Genomic DNA, 21,853 nt, shown 5'->3' on the forward strand with positions numbered 1-21,853 from the left:
TGAGGTCATTTTTTTGCATCTAGAAAAGTATCGGACTTAATTTTTCAAGAACGTTTTATTTCTAAACTGAACACTTTTTGGTTTATTTTTTTCCTGGAGTCGAAGCGATAATCTTCATTTCGCCGGCTACTTTCCATTCCGTGATTTGCGCTGGCAAGATACAGCTGGTCCCTGGTTTCACTTCGTAACTTTGACCGTCGACAATCAGCTTGCCATATCCTTCAACGACTGTCACTAACGTGTAATCCCCATCTTTTTTAAGTGAAAGTTCGCCAACGACGTCCCATTCGTAGACATTGAAGAAATCCGTCTTTAAATAAGTAATAACTGAAGAGATCCCTTTTTTATTTTCTGTGACTTCTAATTCTGGACTGATGGCTGGCACGGTCGTTACGTCGATAGATTGTTGGATATGCAGCTCACGAGTATTGCCTTGATCGTCTTTGCGATCATAATCGTACACGCGGTATGTCGTATCTGAACTTTGCTGTGTTTCTAAAATCATGATTCCTTTACCAATCGCATGGATCGTTCCGCTTGGGACATAGAAAAAATCCCCTTTTTTAACTGGAACGCGACGCAATAAATCATCCCATTGTTCTGCTTCGATCATTGCCGCTAGTTCTTCCCGTGTTTTGGCATTGTGACCATAAACAATTTCTGAGCCCGGTTTCGCATTGATGATGTACCAACATTCTGTTTTTCCTAGTTCACCTTCATGTTTCAAACCATAGCTGTCATCTGGATGTACTTGAACGGATAAATCATCTTCTGCATCTAAGATTTTAGTCAATAATGGAAACACATCGCCTTTAGCATTCCCAAATAATTCACGGTGTTCCGCCCAAAGATCACTAACTTTCCAACCTTTGTAAGGGCCATTTTCTACGATACTAACACCATGAGGATGTCCGCTGATCGCCCAATCCTCGCCGATTTTTTCATTAGGAATATCAAAGCCAAAAACTGTATGCAGCTGATCGCCGCCCCAAATTTTTTCTTGAAAAACTGGTTGTAAGAATAATGGTTCCATGATTTTTGCCCCTTTTTTGATTTTAGTGTTTTTTTTTATTTGTTGCCGCTCGCAAAATTTCTTTTTTTGTCGAGTTGGACCGAGCGCTATTTTTGATAGATTTCTGCTCGTTCAGCTAAGTAACAGGCTAGAATTTTATCTCGCTGTGCCACATAATGGCTGCGTCGATCAAGTGGATGAACCCGATTTGACAAAAAAATGAACGCTGATTGTTTTACGACATCCAGCATGAGAAAAGTCCCCGTATATCCTGTATGAAAAAGCAGCAGCGTTTGATCGAATGGACTGGATTTTAAATCCCAGCCAATTGAACGGTTCCCCTTTTTTGATGGTGTCTGATCCTCGAGCAGTTCTCGAATCGTTTCATCCTGTAAATAAATCATATCGTTAACCCGTCCAAGATTCAAATACATTTTCGCAAATTTACTTAGATCTTTCATATTCGTAAATAATCCCGCGTTCCCGGCATGTGCTGCTAGGACTCGAGCTTTGGGATCATGGGTTATGCCTTTTAAAACTGTACCATCAGTCAGCTTTTGAGTCGGCACGATCTGGTCATAAGGCGGTTGCGGTAAGAAAAGGCTGTCTGTCATTCCTAAAGGTTGCAGCACTTCTTCTTTGAAAACTTCGATTAGATCTTTTTGATAATAGTTTTCAATCAAAAACCCTAATAAAATCGTGCCTGCATCGGTATATTGCACGCGAATTCCAATATTTTCACCTGATTGCAAGGTTAAATAGGCCGCCCGCAGCTCCTCGGCGTTTAACTGATCACGATTAGGAATATACGTTTGAATATCTGACGTATGGGTCAATAGATGACGCAGCGTGATTGTTTCATCTTGAAATTCCGGTAACAACTCATGCAAGGTTTGATCCCAGGAAAAACGACCTGCCTCTTTTAATTTCAACATAATTGTCGTTGTGCAAACGACTTTGGTCAAAGAAGCCACATCAAAAAGAAATGCTTCCTGCATTGCTATTGGTACCGGTTCAATTTGTGCGTTGCCTAAAACATGTGTTTCAGTTTTTTGATCTTCAATAAAATGAAAAACGGCACCGGGAAAAACGCCTTCCCTCATTTTTTCTTTTATTAATTGAGCTGTTTTAGGATACATAAGCATCCTCCTTAGAGTATATTTCCTAAAAAAGTATAACACAAATCCGCAACAGACTTTCTTGCCACTAAAAAGAGTATTTCTCTCTATCGATAAATTACAGGCAAAAAAAGACGCGACATCAATATGCCGCGTCCGTCTTATTCTTTATTTCAATACGAACCACCATTCGATCCCGGCAGCATCATAAAGCGTGATCAAAGAGTTCTTTTTATCACAAAAACAATCCAATTTCTCTTTCGTCAAAAGATCGCGTAGTTCCAGCAATTTTTCTTTTGAGACTTTGAATTGCAGAAAATCCAAACCAAGAACTTTATCTGTCGGTAAATCAATTGTACCGCCTGTCGCAGTCGTTAATCCCACGTTGAATTCACCACGGTTTAATCCTAGTTCTTCTTCGCTTTCATCATACACGGTCAACCCTAAGACATCTGAAAGAAACGCTTTTTGTTTCTTCACATTACTGACATTTAAATGGATTTTGTCAAAATAGGCCTCATGGATTTTCTCACGCTTCGTGGATTTTTTTAGTAGTTCGGTAAAATCTAATTTGATTGGTTCAGCTAATGAACGTTCTTTACTGGGCGCATAAAAGATCTCAATCTCATTTCCTTCAGGATCTTCAAAAAGCAAGCCTTTCTCTTCATCTGCTTGTAAAGCAGACTTAACTGGATAGTCTTCTTTTTCTGCGCGATAATAAACGTTTGCCAGTTCCTCAATATTGGGTACAATTAATGAAACTCGCTGCATTTTTTTGACTTCGCCACGGTGTTCATCCGCGCGTGGACTTTCTTCCAACCAAAGTAGTTCACTCGCTGGATCTTTGTATCCTAAAATCGCTAATTCATTTTCTTCTCGCAATAAGTGAAGTCCAATGATATCTCGATAGAAATGAATCATTCCATCACGGTCTCGCACACGAATAGCGATCGTTTTTAACTTAAGTTCTCCTAAATGAAAGTTTCCCATTGTTTTCTTCCCTCCGTCATTACTATTTTAACGATGCCTTCTCATTCACGCAAGCGATATCCTTTCCATAAACCGAAAACGCTCTTTTTTCTCTTGAGTTGGCTAAAAAATCGGCCGCAATTCAAGTTTTGAAAATTTTTAGATTGTTTTCTTTACTTTTCGTCAAATTCCTTTAAACTACCTATGATGAAACTTGTAATCACACGTTAAATAGATTAGAGTGAGAATCAATCTAAAAAAGAAAAGGCTGTTGAAAAAAATGGATTATTCAGTAACAACAAACGAATTTATGCTGCTTGCGGCAAAAGAACCAGTAAATATTTTAGATTTAAGGGATCCTGAGTTTATTGATTCCTTCGATTTATTAACTGGATCGAATGTCACGCGTATTTCATTGACCCAGTTGCCAAATCGTTTGCACCAACTTGATAAAGAGAAAACCTATTACTTATTCACTCAATTTGGCGGACGCTCAAAAACGATGACGCAATTTTTGCGTAGCAAAGGGTTCCAAGTGACCAATGTCATTGGTGGTATGACTGCTTATGAACGTTATCTTGCAAGTTAATGAAACTATTTAAGCAAATAGATTGTCGAAAATTATTATTTTGTGTACGATTTGCTTAGACTAAATCTTGAGGAGTGTTAATTTTGGCCAACGTTCTAGTAGTGAATGCTCACCCATTGTCCGCAAAAGACTCACAAACCGTAACTATTTTAGAAACTTTTATCGAAGCACATCAAGCAAGCCATCCGGAAGATGTTTTTACCATGTTGGACTTGTATCAAATGGATCTGCCTGAGATTGATAGCGATCTACTTTTGGCTTGGCAGGCATTGCAAAAAGGTACAGACTTCACTGAACTAAGTGAAGTACAACAGGAAAAAGTTCGGATTTTCAATGAATTTACCGACCAATTTTTAGCTAGTCAAAAAATCGTGATTGCCAATGCATTGTGGAACTTAAATGTTCCGACAAGGTTAAAGGCTTGGTTTGATACGATCAACGTTGCCGGCAAAACCTTCAAATACACGGCAGAAGGCCCAACTGGATTGATCACTGATAAAAAGGCGCTTCATATCCAATCAAGCGGCGGAACCTATCAAGGGCAAGACTTTTCAGCCCAATATGTTAAAGGAATCTTGAATTTTATCGGGATTACCGAGTTTGATTCTATTTACATCGAAGGTGCAGATTATGATCCAGAGAATGCTCCTGAAATCATGGCTGAGGCAAAAAAGAAAGCGAAAGTATTGGCTGCACAATTTTAACCGACGTTGTCTTTTAAAAAACTGCACATAAAAAACCTGTCGATTATTCGACAGGTTTTTTTTCTTCTTCGTAAAGATTTGAAACGCCTTTATACCATTCAAATATATGAATCGCAATGACTTTCAAAACGGCATAAAAAGGAATTCCTAAAATGATCCCCGTGATCCCGAAGATCTTTCCAGCAGTCAATAAGACGAACATAATTGTGATCGGATGGATCTTCAATTGATTTCCCAAAACTAACGGTGAAACGATCCTTCCTTCGATCGTTTGTTCGATCGTAAAGACAATGATCACCTTGACTAGCATGACCGGACCTGTGACGATCGCAATGAAAATCACCGGTACCATCGCTAAAAATGAACCCAAATATGGAATCAAATTTAAAAATCCCGCCAAGATCCCTAACGTAATCGCATAATTCATCCCGACTAATGAAAAACCAATAATAAACATCACTGCCACTGAAAATGCTACGGTCAGCTGGCCTCGGATATATGAAGCCAGTTGTGAATTTATTTCCGACATCACTCGATGGGTTGGTTTCCGCATTTTCGTTGGTAAGAATTTAAGAATATATGTCGCTAACTGTTTTCCATCTTTCAATAAGAAAAATAAAATGATCGGTGCAGTGATCAAAGCAATCATTACCGTCGCTAAAGTGGAAACGACACTGCCCAGACCTTGTAAAGTCACCCGTGAGATGTTTTGTGCAGTCTCTGTCAGCGATTCTAAAATTTTCTGCAAACTGTTATCGAGATGTTGTTGAAAGGGTTTGAAAGTTGGATCTTTAAAAATCTCATTCGCTTTGTTGCCGATCGTGTCAAAATAACTTGGCAAACTTTTCATCATAGATCCGATCTGTTCACGAATCTGAGGAATGATGACCACAATGCCCCAAATGAGCAATGCCACAACTACTATAAACAGCAAGATGATTGCCAAAGTCCGATTCAGTCCTTTTCTTTCCAGAAAATTGATCACCGGATTCATCAAATAATAAAGGATCCCGGCAATCACAACCGGCAGACCGACAATTGCAAAAAATTGACCGACTGGTTCAAACAGATAAGAAACTTTTGTGAAGACCAGCGTAATCAGCAGCAGCAGCAATACGATGATCAATGCCACGACAACTTGGCTGTTTAAAAACCAGCGCCAAAACCAAGAAGTTTTTTGTGCTATTCTTTTTTTGTCCACTCACTCACGCTCCTACTGAAAAATAATTTTCATCCCGACTTCTATTTTTGGAAGTTTCTTGGGAGTCACATAGATTGCATTGGGAATTGTTCCCACTTCCTCTTGAAAAAAGATAGTCGCATGCCCGATTTCATTTAAGTTTTGATTTGCTAACGGTCCTACACCATGCACTTGATACACTTGATCGCCAAAAATTAATTGTCCGCCTTCTTTTAAAGCAATCAATTCATCCGTCACCTTTTTTTGTACAATCGAAACGTCTAACAAATCTGGTGCAATCGTCTGACCAAAAAGAACTAAAATATTTTCATCGTCGATCGCATTTTTTCCAATTTGAGTAATTTCTGTCACTGTCATCTGTCACACTCTTTTCACATTTATTTTTCAATTATATCACAAAGTTAGCGCTATCCAAGCGGGAATAAACTTGCTAAAATGTAGATACAATGAAGGAGGTCTTTCCATGATCTACAAAATACTTTTAGGTACTTACACACGCAGGATCAGCCAAGGAATTTATCAAATCGAACTGGATACTGCAGCCGAAACATTAAATAATCTTACATTAGTAACGGAAGAAAACAGTCCTACTTACCTTGCTCAAAGCAAAGAAGATTTTCTTTACTCAGTGACTAGCCGTGATGGTCAAGGCGGAATCTCCAGTTACGACTCGCAAAATAAATTCTTGAATGCAGTGACTGAAGACGGAGCATCCCCTTGTTATGTAGCAGTCGATGAAGCACGGCAATTAGTTTACGGAGCAAATTATCATAAAGGAGAACTAGCTACTTACAAGATTCAGCCAGACGGCTCACTTAAAGCTGCCGCAACAGTTTTTCATGATGAACCGACAGGCCCGCATAAAAACCAAGACAAAGCACATACCCATTATACGGATCTTTCACCTGATCAGCGTTTAGTTGTTTGCGACCTTGGAACTGATCGTGTATATACCTATGACGTCACAGAAACTGGCGCTGTTGAAAAAGTTGCAGTCTATTTAGCAGAACCAGGAACTGGTCCTCGCCACCTAGTCTTCCATCCAACTAAAAAAATTGCTTATCTTTTTGGTGAATTAGACAGCAGTGTCAGTGTCTTAACTTATGACGAAACGGATGGTAGTTTTACGCAAAAACAAAAAATTTCAACTTTACCAAAAGACTTTGCTGGTGAAAATGGCGGTGCTGCCATTCGAGTATCAAATGATGGCCGCTATCTTTATGCATCGAATCGCGGACATAATTCGATTGCTGTATTCGCAATTGCTGAAGACGGCTTAACGCTCGAACGGATCCAATCTATTTCTACAGAAGGTGATTTCCCACGTGACTTTGCTTTGAGCCCAGATAATGCGTATGTCGTTGCTGCTAACCAAAACAGTGACAATCTGACCCTTTATCGCCGTGATAGTCAATATGGCTTATTGACCATGATCCAAAAAGATATCTTTGCACCAGAAGCCGTTTGTGTCTATTTCTGTTAAAGCAGATTGAATTCGCAACAATAAATGCTAGCAGAAAGGAGTATTCTTGATGGATAAAGATGCAGTGATCGAACGCTTAAAAAAAGAACTAAACCTGCCTAATTTTAAAGGCCGATTGGAAGAAAAAGATTACACTGAAGAAGACTATCAAAAAATCAAAAAAGATTTAGATGACTATTTCGAAAACTATGTGAGAAATGTCGAAAATTAATTTCAAAAAGGGACTGTGACTTTCGTCACAGTCCCTTTTTCGACTAAATAGTATTTCAGTTTAGTCAGCTAAATAAAAAAGCACCGATCGGCAAATCGGTGCAAAAGGAGTATTGCCTAAATGCAATGAAAATGAAAAAGAAAAGGTTGTTATTGGTTATGAAACAATCATACCTGATTCATTCTCAAACGTACTTAAAATAACGTTATAATACAATTAGAAAACTTTTTTTCTGTTTTATTAAGGATTGTTCATTATTTCAATAACAAGTTCGTGATTTTTTGAATCGTTTTGTAAATAGTATCTGTCGCATCATCTTGTTTTTTTTCAGCAGCATTGAAGACTGCTTCATCCACAGTCGGTAACAAGCTGTCAGTCATTTCTTGGCAGCCGATTACGTATTGAGCATAAGCTTTTTCAAAACTTCGATGATTCCCCATTACCTTTGCCGGAGCTTTAAGTAAACCGATCTTTTCTAAATTCAATTGATAGAATTGCGTTCCTTCTTTAAATAATTCATGGATCTCAGATAATTTTTCTTGATCAAATTCCGTGATTTTCTTATCATCGATTGCTTGGCGGATCTCTTCATAACTCGGATGCAAACGTTCACCCATTTTTTCTGTATTTTGAACGATCTCATTGATTTCTCGTGCATAAAATCCTGTGTTAGGTCGCATTTATCTATTCCTACCTTCTATCTTTTGATACTTTCATTTTACCGATTTTTGTTCGATATGCAAAGTCACGCAGAAAATATTAACCATTGCTTCATGTTTACTTATACAACTTGCTAAAAATGACTGCTTAAAACTCTTCATCTAATCAAAAAAACTTCGCATGATTCCTGATATCAGGATCCATGCGAAGTTTGATTTTTAGCTTAGCTTTCTTTTTGAGTACTGCGTTGGAAGAATTTTACAATCTCAACGATTGGGATGATCGCAAATGATGCTCCGATAACGATTCCCCATTGATATAAATCAAGATGAGCTACGCGGAAGACATCATTCAAACCAGGAACTACGATGATTACCATCATCAATACAAAGGATAGTAAGATCGCCCAGTTGAAACTCTTATTACGGAACGCACCAACTTTGAACAATGATTGATGGACAGACTTCACATTGAAAGCATGGAACAATTGCATTAAACCTAATGTCGCAAATGCCATTGTCAATGCATCTGAATGGATCTCAACATAAGTTGTGTGGACTGGCCATTGAATCGCAGACCAGTAAACAAATAGTACAGTAGCAGCTTCTAAGATCCCTTGGTAAATGATACTTGAGAAGACGCCGCCAGAAAATAGATTTGAGCTACGGCCGCGAGGCTTGTGTTGCATCAAGTCTTTTTCCGCTGGTTCCATTCCTAAAGCGATCGCTGGGAACGTGTCAGTTACTAAGTTGATCCACAACAAATGAATTGGCAATAACGTATCCCAGCCAAGTAATGTTGCGATAAATAGCGTTAATACTTCACCTAAGTTAGCAGCTAGCAAATATTGAACTGCTTTTTGGATATTCGAGAAGACTTTACGTCCTTCTTCAACAGCAACAACGATCGTTGCGAAGTTATCATCGGCAAGCACCATATCAGAAGCCCCTTTAGAAACTTCTGTTCCGGTAATTCCCATACCAATCCCGATATCAGCTTGTTTTAAAGCAGGCGCATCATTGACGCCGTCACCAGTCATAGCAACTACTTTGCCTTCTTTTTGCCATGCTTTCACGATGCGAACTTTATGTTCTGGAGAAACACGAGCATAAACAGAATAATGTTCTACTTTTTGGGCAAATTCTTCATCAGACATTTCATTTAATTGTGCCCCTGTCATAACAGCATCATCATTGCCTTTTTCGATGATACCTAAACGAACGGCAATCGCTTCAGCAGTATCTTTATGGTCACCAGTGATCATGATTGGACGAACGCCTGCTTCTTTAGCTACACGAACTGCTTCGGCTGCTTCAGCCCGTTCAGGGTCGATCATACCGACTAAACCGGCGAAGATCAAATCATTTTCGACTACTTCAGATTCTAATTCTGCTGGAACTTGATCGACATATTTATAAGCCATTCCTAGAACACGCAATGCTTGTTGGGCCATGTCTTTGTTGTTCGCTAAAATAGCTTGTTTTTCTTTGTCGGTCATTGGTACAACTTGACCATTTAGTAAAATTTGTGACGCACGATTTAGTAAGACATCCGGTGCACCTTTAACAGCAACTAAAATCTTGCCGTCTTTTTCTTTGTGCAACGTACTCATCAATTTACGATCTGAGTCGAACGGCAATTCGCCTACACGAGGTTCTTCAGCTACTTTTTCTTGTACATCAAAATTATTATTCAAACCGAATTGAACCAACGCGGTTTCCGTTGGGTCACCAATCAAACTGCCATCTTGAGCAAATTTTGTATCATTGGCGTAGTTCATTACTTTCATCGCCATGCTGTCGACTGGTACTTCGCCATTCGCATCATATTGATGATCGTCTACATATAATTTTTCAACCGTCATTTGGTTCAATGTCAAGGTCCCAGTTTTATCTGAAGCGATGATATCTGTTGAACCTAATGTTTCAACTGCTGGTAATTTACGAATAACAGAATTTCGTTTTGCCATCACTTGTGTTCCTAAAGCAAGGATGATTGTAACGATTGCAGGCAAACCTTCTGGAATTGCGGCAACAGCTAATGAGATCGAAGTCAATAACATATCGATCCAAGAAGTATCATTGAAGAAAATACCAACGAAAAACATAACAATCGCGATAATAATAATCGCAAAGGTCAAGAATTTACTCAATTGATTCAAGTTCGATTTCAACGGTGTTTCCGTTTCATCTGCTTGAGCCAGCATATTCGCAATTTTTCCGACTTCGGTATTCATTCCGGTATTAACAACTACACCTTTACCGCGACCGTAAGTTACATTACTGTTTGAGTAAGCCATATTGACACGATCGCCGATACCGACTTCCCCTTCATCGATTACGATCAATTCTTTTTCAACGGGAACTGATTCACCAGTCAACGCTGCTTCTTCAATCTTTAATGAAGCAACTTCGATTAGCCGTAGATCTGCTGGCACCACATCGCCTGCTTCTAACATAACGATATCGCCAGGAACAAGTTCCGTTGATTTTACAGAACTTATATGGCCGTCACGTAGAACATTCGCATTTGGTGTAGACATTTCACGCAATGCTTCAATCGCTTGTTCTGCCTTAGATTCTTGCACAACCCCCATCACTGCGTTGATAATAACAACGGCTAGAATGATGATCGAATCTACCACTTCGTGAGAAACTACTGCCGAGATCACTGCCGCAAATAATAAAACAATGATCATCAAATCTTTGAATTGCTCTAAGAAGCGGACGAGCATACTTTTCTTTTCGCCCTCGTCTAATTCATTTTGACCATACTCGCTTAAGCGTTTTTTCGCTTCAGCAGAGGTCAAGCCCTCTTCGGTCGTTTGAACTTCCGCTAAAACCTGCTCTTTTTCCTCTGAGTAAAAAGGCTTTAGTAGTTGTTGCTTTTTCTCCTCTGACATTATTTTCCTCCTTAAATTGGTGTTCCTTTTGGAAGTAAAAAAATAGACTTGTGTATGCGAAAAGACACATACATAAGTCTCACTATTTAAGACAACACCAGAAAAATTTCTTTTCTTGCTGGTGGCGTTGTCACAGCTTACGCTGCTAGTTACTCCCTCATGAATACAAAACGAATTATAGCATGAGCAAAGGCTGGAATACAATCACTACTTTCAGATTAATGAGTTGTAAGAGTTTCCACTAGAGACTTTTGTCCAAAAATCTTCAGTTGTACCTCGTTCTATTCCCATTATAAACTTTTCCCGGATATCTGGATAGTTTTTAGCAACGCTGGTCACCAAGTTTTTGATTTCTTCCCGTTTTGTCTTTTTATCTACTGGGCAAGGATTAAAAACGACTGGAAGTTCTTCTCGTTTCACCAACCGGATGATTTGTTGTTCTTCCAAGTAAATCATTGGACGAATCAAGGTCACGTTAGTCTTTGATAAATAGCTCTTCGGTTCAAAACTACTTAATCGTCCATGGAATAAAAAATTCATGAAATAAGTCTCGATGGCGTCATCTATATGATGACCCAAAGCAACTTTTCGACAACCAAGTTCACTCGCGCGATTATACAAGATTCCCCGCCGTAATTTAGCACACAACGAGCACGGCGACTTTTCTGCTCGAATATCAAAAACAACCTTCGCGATAGTTGTTGGAACAATTTCAAGTTGATAGCCCAAACTTTCTACAAACTGTTGCATCGGTGTGCTGTCACACTCGTCAAATCCCATATCAAGAAAAATCGGGACAAGTTCAAAATCAAAGCCCAAACGTCGCTGTCGCCGAATTCGATCCAATAAATACAACAAGGTAGTACTATCTTTTCCTCCGCTCATGCCGATTGCTACTTTGTCGCCAGGTTCGATCATTTGATACGTTAAAATCGCACGGCGTAGCGGATTATAATAATTTTGATTGTCTTTCTTTTTAAATCCCATCCTGATCGTTCCTTTCTTTTATTTATTCAAAAAAATTTTCTTGCAAACTGTACTGTTCCCCCGCTGTAATATCATACTGAATCAATTGATACGCTTGGTAAATCTTTTCTTGTGCGTTGTTCAATCGGGCTTCTTTGCCCCATTGTCCGCTTTGATAGTACATTCCTTTTTCAAAAGCGGGGAGTTCTTTTTGCAGTGTGACTAATAAATTTTGGAATCCGGTCATTTGCAGCTGTCCTTGTTGAAATAAATCTGCGGCAAAATAAAACGGGCTGGTCGTCACTTGCTGAGCAGGTAATTTATGACGATTGTCATACATCAAAAATTCCGTTTCATGCAATCGATAACCTTGATTGGCTGCTTGAATCGTATCAGAATAAATTCCCGGCAAATGATCCCCCCAAAAAACGACCAGTGTTCGTTCAGGTAATTTATCTAATTTTTTCAAAAAACTTTTTAGTGCTTCACTGCTGTAGGCGATATCTTGCAAATAACTGCGGACTGCGGAACTGTTATCTCCTTTAGCAATATATGGCAGTTCTGTATATTTATCTTCATAAGGCATATGTGTCTGCATTGTCACAAGATGCAAAAATTGCGGCGTCTTAGTTTTCAATTGTGCCAAGACTTCTTTATATGCCGATGCATCAGAAATATATGGATTATTTTCGAGTTTAGCTGTGTGCTTCATTGTCTTTTCATCTAAAAATTGATCAAAGCCAAACGTTTGATAGACATCCTTTCTTTTATACATTGAAGTATTGTACGGATGGATTGCCGTTGTCTCATAGCCGCGTTTTTTTAACGTCCCTACCAACGACGGGAAGGAATCAAACTCTGGAACTAACATTGTATATGGCGTGGTCATCTGCGCATTAAAAAGCGCCATCGAAAAACCAGTCAATGCTTCAAATTCAATATTTGCCGTCCCACCGCCATAATTTTGCGACAACATTTGCCCGCTGTATGTTTGTCCAGCTACTGAACGATAGTCTTGCAACGGATCACCGCCTAAAATTTCTAATCCTTTCAGACGTTGTGGATCAGAAAAACTTTCACTCATGACATAAACAATGTTTGGTTTTTCAGCGGCAGAATCTTTTTCTGCTTGATAGTCATCGACTACTTCTTTGATCTTAGCTTTAGAATAATCTTTCGGTTTTTCCATCGCGTCCACCGGCAAGTTGTATAAGAAGCCGCCGATAAAACCGGTATTATAATAGTTCATCTTCTGACTATAAGGAATCCACAAAGCAGTCTTGTTATACGCTTTACGTAATAAATTAGCTTGCTGATTGAAACTTCCGATATAGAACAATAAACTGCTGGTCAAAACAAACCCAACGATACGTACCCACTGCTGTTTTTTCCCGAGCTTTAAGCTCTTCTTCCAACTAAAAAAGAGGACGCACACACCGGCTACTATAAGTAATAAGAACAAAAGAAAAAGCGGAAGCCCGACTATATCGCGGATCATACCAAATTCAATGATCATTTTTAAATCATCTGGATAAATCGGCTCCATCCGATAGTTCATTTTCAAAAAATTGGCACTGCCGATCCCAATCGTTACTAAAAGATACACGATACTCCCCAGCTTCAGCGAGCCTAAAAGACTGCTGAGCCAGCCATAAAAAATAAGCAGCACTAAGCAGCCTAAAAAAAATTTTTCTGTGTGCCAAGAAAAAGCAAATTTAAATGCCAGATCAAATGAGAATTCATTTTGTGTCAGTTGAAAAAAAAGATTTGAAACAATGATTACACTTAACACGCCGCCGATTTTCAGCAGCAGCTGCCAAGGAAGATTTCGAAATTTTTGCATAGCTCTCTCCTATTCATGTGTTCTTAATTAGTTTAGCGAGAAAACTAATTAAAGTAAAGAACACGAAAAACTTGATCTACCATCGACTATAAAAAACGGTTCAGCGAAGACAACTCTTCGCTAAACCGTTTATTTCCAAAAATCATCAAAAATCGTAATTGGCAGATGCCGTTTATGTTGTGTTTTATTCCACCAAGACTCAATCGTTTTCTGAGCATCAGCATTGATTGCTTTACCTTCTAAATAATCATCGATATTATCATATGTTACGCCCAAAGCAACTTCATCGGCGACTAATGGCTTGCCATCTTCCAGATCAGCTGTTGGAACTTTCAAGTATAAGGATTCATCCGCGCCTAATTCTTTTAGTAGCAGTTTTCCTTGCCGTTTATTTAAACGGAATAACGGAACGATATCCGCGCCGCCGTCACCAAATTTTGTGAAAAAGCCAGTGATATTTTCAGCAGCATGATCGGTTCCGATGACTGCCCCTTGATTGTCGCCGGCGATACCGTATTGCGTAATCATTCGTTGGCGTGCTTTGATATTTCCTTTATTGAAGTCACTGATGGCCACACCCGCTTCTGTTAAAGCCACAACTTGCGCATCCACTGCAGGTTTGATATTCACACTTAGACTAACATCTGGTTTGATAAATTCGAGTGCTTTCTTAGCATCCGCTTCATCAGCTTGCGTACCATAAGGCAAGCGAACAGCGATAAATTTATAATCCGCATTCCCTGTTTCTTGTCGCATTTCTTCCATAGCAAGTTGTGCCAAACGACCGGCTAATGAAGAATCTTGTCCTCCACTGATTCCTAAAACAAACGTTTTTAAAAAAGGGTATTTCTTAAGATACGCCTTTAAAAAAGTCAGGCTTTTACGAATTTCTTCTTGCGGATCAATGGTTGGTTTGGTCCCTAATTGTTTGATGATCTCTGCTTGCAGCGTCATGAAAAATCTACTCCTTTAATTTCCTTGTTCTGTTTTCATCACAGATTTACGCACTTGCTCCATAATAGTGTTCTTATGGTTCCAGCACTCTGTAGAAAGATCGACTGGATATTTTTGCGGATTAAGACCGCGTTTGTATTCTTCCCATAATGAATCTAGTCTGTCTTTAGCAAACTGCTTGACTGTTTCTAAGTTTGGCAGTTCATAAATTCGTTTTCCGTCCACAAAGATATCTTGCAAGATCGGCCGTGCTTCAAAATCTTTCACGGTTTTATTGATATACGGATATACCGGATGGAACATGTAAATTTCATCTTGTTTGCGCGGGTCTTCGCTCCACAGCGTCACATAATCTCCTTCTGACTTGCCATCAGAATTACGGGTGATTCGCCAAACTTGTTTTTTACCGGGAGTCGTGACTTTTTCTGCATTACTGGAAAGTTTGATCGTATCTACCATCTCCCCTTGCTCGTTTTCGATGGATACTAGTTTAAAGACTGCACCGAGCGCCGGCTGATCATAGGCTGTAATCAATTTTGTGCCCACACCCCAAACATCGATTTTGGCGTGTTGCATCTTCAAGTTTTGGATCGTACTTTCATCTAAATCATTCGAAGCATAGATTTTCGCATCCGGGAAACCGGCTTCATCCAATTGTTGTCGCACCCGTTTAGAAATATAAGCCATGTCGCCGCTATCGATTCGTACACCTAAGAAATTGATCCTATCTCCCATTTCTTTCGCTACTTTGATTGCATTTGGCACACCAGATTTGATCGTGTCATACGTATCAACTAAAAAGACACAGTCGCGATGCGTTTGAGCGTATGCTTTGAATCCATCGTAGTCATTGCCATACGATTGAATCAGTGAGTGCGCGTGGGTTCCGCTATCTGGAATCCCAAAAATTTTTCCTGCGCGGACATTGCTTGTTGCATCTGCTCCGCCAATATAAGCTGCGCGAGTTCCCCACAAAGCAGCATCCATTTCTTGTGCCCGACGTGTCCCAAATTCTAACAATGGATCATCACCGATCACCGATTTGATCCGTGCTGCTTTAGTCGCGATCAGTGTTTGGAAATTAACGATATTTAAAAGTGCCGTTTCGACTAGTTGGCATTGCAGCAGTGGTCCTTCCACCTGAATGATCGGCTCATTGTTAAAAACCAATTCGCCTTCTACTGCTGAACGGACTGTACAAGTGAATTTGAAGTCGCGTAAATAATCAATAAAATCTGATGGATATTTTTCGACCTCAGATAGATAGGCCAAATCACTTTCACTAAAAGTCAATTCTTCCAAATAATTTACAAGTCGTTCAAGACCGGCAAAGATGACATAGCCATTATCAAATGGCATATTGCGGAAGTAACACTCAAATACAGCCTGAAGATCTGCTCGACCCGTTTCCCAATAAGTTTTCATCATATTGATTTGGTAAAGGTCCGTATGAAGTGTCAAACTGTCATCTTTGTACAACTTTTTCATAGTCATGCTCCTCATTCGTTTTAGTAATTTAAACTATTTCGTTCATTATATCATAAGAGGTCTGAGTGAGTCGTTCTAGCTGACCAACTACTATAAGAAATTTTGAACATAAAATGATTAAAAAGCGCACAAAAAAAGCTGCGACAATTATATGCCGCAGCTTCTGCTAAAAAACTGCCTCACTGTTTAGCAAATCGCTGGATTTTTTTCATCTCCGTATGCTCAATTTGTGTTTAACACAGGCTATTTCATTGTTCCTTTAGTCAGCATTATTTTGAAATTTTGTATTCTACCGCGATGATATCTTTATAGGATTCTTTCGGACGCAATCCTGCTTCTAGGATCTGCTTTTTATAGCCAACATTTACGGTGACATCTTTTCGTTCGACTTTTAATACACGACGAATGATCGTGTCCACTTCTTGATGACTGATTTTCCGTTGACGATTTAATAACAATAAGTCGATCGTGTCAAAACGATCCACATAAATAATTTTTGTGCGATCGTATGCATATAATTTAAGCAGCTTTACAGCCTGCCGATTATCAAAGAAATACTTGGTTAAATTAGGGTATAACGTCTCTAAATTAACATTACTGTTTAACGGGGTCTCGATCAATTTCATTGACATTCTCCTATCTTCATCTATTTTAGTTTACATGAGTTATTTTTCATTTCATTGATTATTTTACCATATCGATCAACTGTTTTTTAATGAATGGAATATTTTTATAAAAAAAGAAAAAAATCCTGAGACAGATGCCTCAGGATTACTTTTATTGTGCCACGTATTCAACTTTGATTGTTTTTTGGACACTTTCTGCTGCCAACTTGCCGGAAGTCAGTGCCCAGGCATTATTTGCTCCAGACGGTGAATCACTGCCCATTACACCACCAACTACTTCACCGGCCGCGTACAATCCGTCAATCGCTTGATCGTTGCGATTCATAATCTGTAGTTTGCGATTTGCGACTAAACCGCCCATCGTTGTTGCAAAACGAGGTTTTTGTTCAATCAAGTAATACGGACCTTCCCCGATTTTTTCTTGCAAGAACTCTAATTGACGCTCAAAGTCTTCATCTTTTTGTTTTTCTACCCAGCCATTGTAGCGTGCCACGGTCTCAACTAGACTTCCGTAAGCCATGCCAGCTTTTTCTGCTAATTCTTCCAATGTCGCTGCTTTGAAAAATTGTGGCGCCTCGTTTTCGTTACTCATCCAGCGCGCTAAATCTTCACGGGTAATGCCGCCTTCTTCCACAGCATCAGCAAACAGTTCAAAATGTTTAGCATCCAATAATAAAAATAGCATTTGAGGATCTTGCTTCAGCAGTACTTCCAAGATTTCTTTATTACTTGCCCGTTCATTAATTACTCGTTTTCCTGCAGGATTTACCAGCAGTCCATTGCGTTTTAATACTGCAAGGTTTCCGCCAATCGTTGATTTTGCATAACCTTGCGAAACTTCTACTCCATTTGGATAGATTTTCCCATATTCCATCAAACGAGTCGCTGCATTTAATTCTGGCGTCGTGGTCATCAAGATTCCGTCGCCTGTCGAAGATTTTGTTCCATAAAATAAAATATTATTCAACTTATCACTTAACAAATTAGGATTGTTGCCATAGCCGCCCGTTGTCAAAATCACTGCTGGTGCATGGATATTATGACGTTTGCCAGTATCTTCTACAGCGGTTAAACCGATAACTTTGCCCATGCCATCAGTCAATAAACTTTCTGCTTTGGTTTGCAAATAAATCGTTACGTTGCTTCTTTCTAACGCTTTTCTAGCACTTGCAGCAAAACCATGTCCGCCATCTTCATAAGCTAGTTCGCGATTTTTTCGATACTCGGCTAACGTATGCAGACCTGTCTTCATATCGTATTCAACACCTAAGTATTCATGAACCCAATCAGTTGCTTCACCAACATTTTCTGCTAATGTCTGCAACAATTCAGGGACATTCAATCCACTGCCGTTAGCTAAAAAGTCTTCTACCATACATTCTACTGTATCATCAGTAACTCCAGCTGCTGCTTGTAATTTCGAGCCCATGACCACTTGATTTCCGCCGCTGATGGAGATTGCCCCACCAACAAAACTCATTTTTTCTAGTAAAATCGTTTTTAAGCCCAGTTGATCAGCTCGTAATGCCGCTGCTATTCCCGCAGCACCTGAACCGACAATGACAACATCAGCCGTTTCTTCAACGACTTCTTTTGACCATTGAATCGTTGGTTTTGGCCGAGCTTTTAATACTTCCACACTGGCTCCTGCCAGTTCTACCGCTTCTGCTACTCCATCGATCAACCCTTGACTGGAAGCCGACGCACCAGATATCACATCGACGTTCAATGTTTGACCTTCGATGATTTGTTGCGGCAAACGAATAAACACTTGATCCGATAATCCTTCAGATTCATTGCTTTGATCTGCTTCGATTTTTTCGATCCGTTCCTCGGAGAAAGTTACATTCATTGCAAGTTCACTGTTATGACCTTTTGCTTCCACCGTATAAGTACCAGGTTTGAAAGTCAGTTTCACTTTCTGCAATTCTTTTAGTCGTTCATGTTTGAGTTTTTCTTCTTCTGGATCAATGACCATATATGCCATAAAATCCCATAATGGGGTTGGAATCAACAATTTGCGCTGTGCGTCGACATGCGCATAGTCGATCACTTCTTGATTTTCTTTGATCATGTTTACCCAGTTTGGTTCAATCAAGAAACCTTTACCAACTGCTAATAAATCATAACCTAATTTCAACGCATCTTCAGCATCTGTTCGTTGCAAGATCGACCCCACACCCATGATTGGGATTTGAGCCAATACCGGTGAACGTTGTGCCAAGTATTTTGTGATCAACGGTTCTGGATCATCTGATTCCACAATCGAAGGTCGCGTATACGCACCCATTGAAAAATGGAAATAATCCGGTCGCAAGTCCGCAAGCGCATTCAATAAATACATCGTGTCTTCAAAATGGATCCCTGGTTCTTCCAACTCTTCAGGTGAAAAACGATAACCGATAATAAAATTCTCAGCCTCTTGTTCAGCAACGACACGTTGAACTTCACGCATCACTTCTAGTGGGAATTTTGCGCGTTTTTCCCGACTGCCGCCCCACGCATCTTCCCGGCGATTAGAATGGGGGGAGAAAAATTGTTGTAAAATAAATGTGTTGGCGCCATGAATCTCTACTCCATCAAAGCCGGCTTGAATCGCACGACGCGTTGCATCGCCAAAAAAAGTGATCATTTCTAAAATTTGTTCTTCCGTCATCTCACGAGGAACAGGGGCATTTGGTCGTAACGCCGCTACAGGACTTGCAGAAATTGGTGTTGCTCCGCCATTGATTTCAGGCCAAGCCATTCGACCAGCATGATAGATCTGCATGATAGCTTTTGATCCTTTTGCTTTGATCGCCGTGGCTAATTCAGCTAGACCAGCGATTTTTTTATCCGTATCTACTCCTAAAGCGCCCGGAAATCCGCGACCTTTATCCTCAACAAAACAACTTTCAACAATGATCGCCGCCGCATCACCTGAACGAAAGGCATAATAGTCGATGATTTGTTGTGTGATCTCACCATCATAAAAAGCAGATTGCGTAGTCATTGGTGACATAAACAGACGATTTTTAAAACTTGCACCTGATGACAATGGAATCTCATCGAATAAATTTCTTAACATAGGGTTCTCCTTTCAGTATGAACACTTAATATTTAATATGTAACTAATTTCACATGAATAAACACGCGTAGACTAAAAAATCTAACTGCTCCGTGATAATTTTTCACCCGCCATAAATCATTACTTGATAATTTATGAACAAGGATCAACACTTCTTATGCTCATTGTAAGAAATTCAATTGATAAATTCCAATAGTTTATTTTCATATAATCGATAGATGAAATTTATGTATACTAACTAGCTCCCTAACTATTCAACGAGTAAAAATCCTTTTTAAGACAAAAAAAGACTAGGATATGTTCCTATCCTAGTCTGTTGTATTAAATGTTGCTTTAACAGTTTGCGTAAAAACAGTTATCTTTTTTACCGATTGCTAAGCAAACCTAAATTATTTTTACTACTATTTTTTTGACGCTTGATTACATCATACCGCCCATCATTGATGGGTCCATTGCTGGTGCAGCTGCTCCGCCTTCAACCGGTTTGTCAGCGACAACTGCTTCAGTGGTTAATAATAATGCTGATACAGAGGCTGCATTTTGTAATGCTGAACGAGTAACTTTTGTTGGGTCAACGATACCCGCATCGATCATATTAATATATTCGCCAGTCGCTGCGTTGAAACCAGTACCGCGATCTGCATTTTTCAATTTATCGATCACGACTGAACCTTCGAAACCAGCATTTTCAGCGATTTGACGAACAGGTTCTTCTAAAGCACGTACGACGATCTTGATACCCGTAGCTACATCGCCTTCAGCAGCTAAGTCAGAAACTTTTTGAATCACATTGACTAATGCAGTTCCGCCGCCAGAAACAATTCCTTCTTCCACAGCAGCACGTGTTGAGTTCAATGCATCTTCAATCCGCAATTTCAATTCTTTTAATTCTGTTTCAGTTGCTGCACCGACTTTAACTACTGCAACACCGCCAGCAAGTTTTGCTAAACGTTCTTGTAATTTTTCACGATCAAAATCAGAAGTTGTTTCACCGATTTGACGTTTAATCATTTCAACACGATCTGTCAATGCGGCTTTATCGCCAGCACCTTCAACGATTGTTGTATTGTCTTTATCAACAACTACTTTACCAGCAGTTCCTAAGTTTTCAATAGTTGCTTCTTTAAGATCCAAACCAAGATCTTCTGTGATCACTGTTGCACCTGTTAAGACTGCGATATCTTCAAGCATTGCTTTACGACGATCGCCAAAACCTGGAGCTTTAACTGCTACTACATTAAATGTACCACGAATTTTGTTTAAGACTAACGTTGGTAACGCTTCGCCATCAACATCATCAGCGATAATCAATAGTGAACGAGATTGTTGCAAGACTTGTTCTAACAAAGGCAAGATGTCTTGGATGTTCGAGATTTTTTTATCTGTGATCAAGATGTATGGATTTTCTAAAGCTGCTTCCATTTTGTCGTTGTCAGTTACCATGTATTGTGATAAGTAACCACGGTCAAATTGCATTCCTTCAACGACATCTAATTCTGTATCGATCCCTTTTGATTCTTCAATTGTGATAACACCGTCGTTGCCGACTTTTTCCATAGCTTCAGCAATTAATTTGCCGACTTCTTCACTACCAGAAGAAACAGCCGCAACTTGAGCAATCGCATCTTTTGAATCAACAACTTTAGAAATGCTGTGTAATTCTTCCACCGCTGTTTTTGTTGCTAATTCGATTCCGCGACGAATTCCCATTGGGTTCGCACCAGCAGTCACATTTTTCAATCCTTCGCGAACAATGGCTTGAGTCAAGACAGTCGCTGTTGTCGTACCGTCACCTGCGATGTCATTAGTTTTTGAAGCTACTTCAGAAACAAGCTTTGCGCCCATATTTTCAAAATGGTCTTCTAATTCGATATCTTTTGCGATTGTTACACCGTCATTAGTGATTAATGGTGAGCCGTAAGATTTCTCCAGAACAACATTACGTCCTTTTGGCCCTAATGTTACTTTTACTGTATCTGCTAATTTGTCTACACCACGAAGCATTGCTGCACGTGCGTCTTCAGAAAATTTAATATCTTTTGCCATGATTCTTTCACCTC

General features: G+C 39.5%; 18 protein-coding genes. 4 read left to right on the forward strand and 14 right to left on the reverse strand.

Annotation, left to right across the window (positions count from 1 at the left end):
* Positions 1 to 82 precede the first annotated feature (82 nt).
* From manA to FFM68_RS01165, 3 genes are all read right to left on the reverse strand, one after another.
* Complete coding sequence (gene manA / locus FFM68_RS01155) at positions 83 to 1,033, reverse strand: mannose-6-phosphate isomerase, class I (protein ID WP_137617612.1); 951 nt, start codon at positions 1,031 to 1,033, stop codon at positions 83 to 85.
* Positions 1,034 to 1,119: 86 nt separating this feature from the next.
* Positions 1,120 to 2,151 carry a serine hydrolase domain-containing protein gene (locus FFM68_RS01160; protein ID WP_137617613.1) on the reverse strand — a complete coding sequence of 344 codons (1,032 nt, stop codon included), beginning with the start codon at positions 2,149 to 2,151 and terminating at the stop codon, positions 1,120 to 1,122.
* A 147-nt stretch (positions 2,152 to 2,298) separates the two neighbouring features.
* Positions 2,299 to 3,120 carry a VOC family protein gene (locus tag FFM68_RS01165; protein ID WP_137617614.1) on the reverse strand — a complete coding sequence of 274 codons (822 nt, stop codon included), beginning with the start codon at positions 3,118 to 3,120 and terminating at the stop codon, positions 2,299 to 2,301.
* Positions 3,121 to 3,379: 259 nt separating this feature from the next.
* On the opposite strand from FFM68_RS01165, the gene FFM68_RS01170 reads away from it, so the two are divergent.
* The gene (locus tag FFM68_RS01170; RefSeq protein ID WP_137617615.1) at positions 3,380 to 3,688 is read left to right on the forward strand and encodes a rhodanese-like domain-containing protein; all 309 of its coding nucleotides are present in this window, start codon (positions 3,380 to 3,382) and stop codon (positions 3,686 to 3,688) included.
* An 83-nt stretch (positions 3,689 to 3,771) separates the two neighbouring features.
* Entirely contained in the window at positions 3,772 to 4,392 is a 621-nt protein-coding gene (locus FFM68_RS01175) for an FMN-dependent NADH-azoreductase (RefSeq protein ID WP_137617616.1), read from the forward strand.
* Positions 4,393 to 4,435: 43 nt separating this feature from the next.
* Here the strand turns inward: FFM68_RS01175 and FFM68_RS01180 are convergent, their stop codons facing one another.
* Both FFM68_RS01180 and FFM68_RS01185 read right to left on the reverse strand, forming a co-directional pair.
* Positions 4,436 to 5,593: an AI-2E family transporter gene (locus FFM68_RS01180; RefSeq protein WP_137617617.1), complete on the reverse strand. Its 1,158-nt coding sequence runs from the start codon at positions 5,591 to 5,593 to the stop codon at positions 4,436 to 4,438.
* Positions 5,594 to 5,605: 12 nt separating this feature from the next.
* The gene (locus FFM68_RS01185) at positions 5,606 to 5,950 is read right to left on the reverse strand and encodes a PTS glucitol/sorbitol transporter subunit IIA (RefSeq protein WP_137617618.1); all 345 of its coding nucleotides are present in this window, start codon (positions 5,948 to 5,950) and stop codon (positions 5,606 to 5,608) included.
* Positions 5,951 to 6,056: 106 nt separating this feature from the next.
* Between FFM68_RS01185 and FFM68_RS01190 the strand changes: the two genes are divergently transcribed.
* Both FFM68_RS01190 and FFM68_RS13065 read left to right on the forward strand, forming a co-directional pair.
* Complete coding sequence (locus tag FFM68_RS01190) at positions 6,057 to 7,076, forward strand: lactonase family protein (protein WP_137617619.1); 1,020 nt, start codon at positions 6,057 to 6,059, stop codon at positions 7,074 to 7,076.
* 49 nt (positions 7,077 to 7,125) lie between these two features.
* Entirely contained in the window at positions 7,126 to 7,287 is a 162-nt protein-coding gene (locus tag FFM68_RS13065) for a hypothetical protein (RefSeq protein ID WP_167483427.1), read from the forward strand.
* A gap of 254 nt (positions 7,288 to 7,541) precedes the next feature.
* Here FFM68_RS13065 and FFM68_RS01195 read toward each other — a convergent pair whose 3' ends face one another.
* The 9 genes from FFM68_RS01195 to groL form a co-directional block, all read right to left on the reverse strand.
* Entirely contained in the window at positions 7,542 to 7,967 is a 426-nt protein-coding gene (locus tag FFM68_RS01195) for a hypothetical protein (protein ID WP_137617620.1), read from the reverse strand.
* Between the two features lie 203 nt (positions 7,968 to 8,170).
* Complete coding sequence (locus FFM68_RS01200) at positions 8,171 to 10,849, reverse strand: cation-translocating P-type ATPase (RefSeq protein WP_137617621.1); 2,679 nt, start codon at positions 10,847 to 10,849, stop codon at positions 8,171 to 8,173.
* A gap of 213 nt (positions 10,850 to 11,062) precedes the next feature.
* Positions 11,063 to 11,836, reverse strand: a complete 774-nt coding sequence (locus FFM68_RS01205) for a tRNA 2-thiocytidine biosynthesis TtcA family protein (RefSeq protein WP_137617622.1) — start codon at positions 11,834 to 11,836, stop codon at positions 11,063 to 11,065.
* Positions 11,837 to 11,858: 22 nt separating this feature from the next.
* A complete protein-coding gene (locus FFM68_RS01210) occupies positions 11,859 to 13,658 on the reverse strand; it encodes an LTA synthase family protein (RefSeq protein ID WP_137617623.1) in 1,800 nt (599 codons plus the stop codon).
* Positions 13,659 to 13,787: 129 nt separating this feature from the next.
* Positions 13,788 to 14,612: an NAD(+) synthase gene (nadE, locus tag FFM68_RS01215; protein WP_137617624.1), complete on the reverse strand. Its 825-nt coding sequence runs from the start codon at positions 14,610 to 14,612 to the stop codon at positions 13,788 to 13,790.
* A 15-nt stretch (positions 14,613 to 14,627) separates the two neighbouring features.
* Complete coding sequence (locus FFM68_RS01220) at positions 14,628 to 16,100, reverse strand: nicotinate phosphoribosyltransferase (RefSeq protein ID WP_137617625.1); 1,473 nt, start codon at positions 16,098 to 16,100, stop codon at positions 14,628 to 14,630.
* Positions 16,101 to 16,369: 269 nt separating this feature from the next.
* The gene (locus FFM68_RS01225) at positions 16,370 to 16,726 is read right to left on the reverse strand and encodes a DUF1827 family protein (protein WP_137617626.1); all 357 of its coding nucleotides are present in this window, start codon (positions 16,724 to 16,726) and stop codon (positions 16,370 to 16,372) included.
* Between the two features lie 151 nt (positions 16,727 to 16,877).
* Positions 16,878 to 19,793, reverse strand: a complete 2,916-nt coding sequence (locus FFM68_RS01230) for an NADH-dependent flavin oxidoreductase (RefSeq protein ID WP_137617627.1) — start codon at positions 19,791 to 19,793, stop codon at positions 16,878 to 16,880.
* A 420-nt stretch (positions 19,794 to 20,213) separates the two neighbouring features.
* Positions 20,214 to 21,839: a chaperonin GroEL gene (gene groL / locus FFM68_RS01235; RefSeq protein WP_137617628.1), complete on the reverse strand. Its 1,626-nt coding sequence runs from the start codon at positions 21,837 to 21,839 to the stop codon at positions 20,214 to 20,216.
* Positions 21,840 to 21,853: the final 14 nt, after the last annotated feature.

The organism is Enterococcus xiangfangensis (assembly GCF_005405365.1).
Lineage (GTDB): Bacteria > Bacillota > Bacilli > Lactobacillales > Enterococcaceae > Enterococcus_A > Enterococcus_A xiangfangensis.